This is a genomic window from Pedobacter sp. AK017 (assembly GCF_014200825.1).
In the GTDB taxonomy this organism is placed as follows: domain Bacteria; phylum Bacteroidota; class Bacteroidia; order Sphingobacteriales; family Sphingobacteriaceae; genus Pedobacter; species Pedobacter heparinus.
This window is the reverse complement of sequence record NZ_JACHCW010000048.1, coordinates 1-1,434: the sequence shown is the minus strand read 5'-3', so window position 1 is coordinate 1,434 and position 1,434 is coordinate 1. Positions and strand designations below refer to the sequence as shown.

Genomic DNA, 1,434 nt, shown 5'->3' with positions numbered 1-1,434 from the left:
CACATCTCCCTGAATAACCTTGCTTAAAGAACCATGGTTCTTTACCGATTGGATATAGATCTTCCTGTGCTTCTTCACATCGCTGTTTATGTTGAATAGCGGGTGATGTTTAAACACAACCTGTCCAATGGCCCCATCTGTGTGTTCAAGCTGCAAAGCTGGTCCCCTGGATACATAATCGCTGATGCTTTCCCACTGATTGTCAGGCCAGTTCACAGCCATCAACAGTCCATCCAGCTCAGTTGCCGACTTCACCGAAAGGAAACGGTTCTCGTTGATCCGTCCAAAGGGACGGTAATACCAGGACTCCAGGATATTCCGGTAAGCTGCACTGTCGATCCGGTACTTTTCAGTAGCCGAAACCGAAACATTGGCTACAACAGGATTTCCCTGGACATCTGTGACCTGCAAGGTAACAGTTAGTTTCTTTTGTAGCCCGTAATCCTGCCGGTCAGTCTGGATAGTAACCTTATAATCCTCTTCTTCCCTGTTCAGAAAGAGCCGTTCGGCCTGAGACTTATTGTCCTGGTCAAATACAGAAAGACTCAATATGTTCTTTGGGAAATCTGCCACAGGGACAGCCACATTTAAAGAATCACCTGGCGTAACCGTGATGAGTTTGCTCCACAAAACCACTTTAGCCGAACGCAGTATTAGCAAGGCATTTCCACTTTGGTTTTTGTTGTAAACAGTTACTGTGCACTGTTCTTTACTTTTATATAGCTTCAAACTGTAGCCTGCAGGCTTTATAATCTGAGGAAAAGGAATAATTTGTTTTTTCTTACCGGTTGTTTCAACTGTATAGCTGGAGCCCGTTTCCGGCTTCAAATAGATAATAGCAATTCCCTGTTTATCGGTTTTTACTTTGCTCACCAGCTGCCCAGTGTTTTTGACCAATAATTCTGTTTCAACAGGATTGCCATGGATATCCAGTACCTCGAGAACTACTTTACCCCCAACACCAGCTAACAATTGCCCGCCTTCGGGATGGATATTTACTTTCAAAGGGTTCCCTTCATGGGGTAGGTTCAGGCTATGCTCCGCGTAATCATTGCCCCGCGTAAAGAGCAGCTTTACTTTCAGCGACTGCTCATCGGCCAGTTTAGGGTAAGTAAAATTGATAAAGGCTTCGCCTAACTCATTCGTGCTCAGCCGGCCATATTTGATCGTTTCTCCTCCCGAGGTCAGTTCATATTCTCCATCAACATTTTTGGCGAGTTTGCCGCTTTCCCTTACCCTGGCCATTACCTGTACTTTGCTGCCTCTCACCAGCTGACCTGTATCACTTACCAAAGCCTCTGCTTCCAGTTTCCTCCCAATTTTATTCCTGATCCGGATTGGCTGCACAAAAACATTCGTATCCCCATAGCTCAGCATCTTATCGGTATAGGCATACAAAGTATATTTACCTTCTTCAAGCATTCTGGGCATAAA

The 1,434-nt window shown here is 45.1% G+C and carries 1 protein-coding gene; it reads right to left on the bottom strand.

Annotation, left to right across the window (positions count from 1 at the left end; genetic code table 11):
* Positions 1 to 1,434 (bottom strand): hypothetical protein (locus HDC92_RS24975; protein WP_183877590.1); only part of this gene is annotated, 1,434 nt, incomplete at both ends.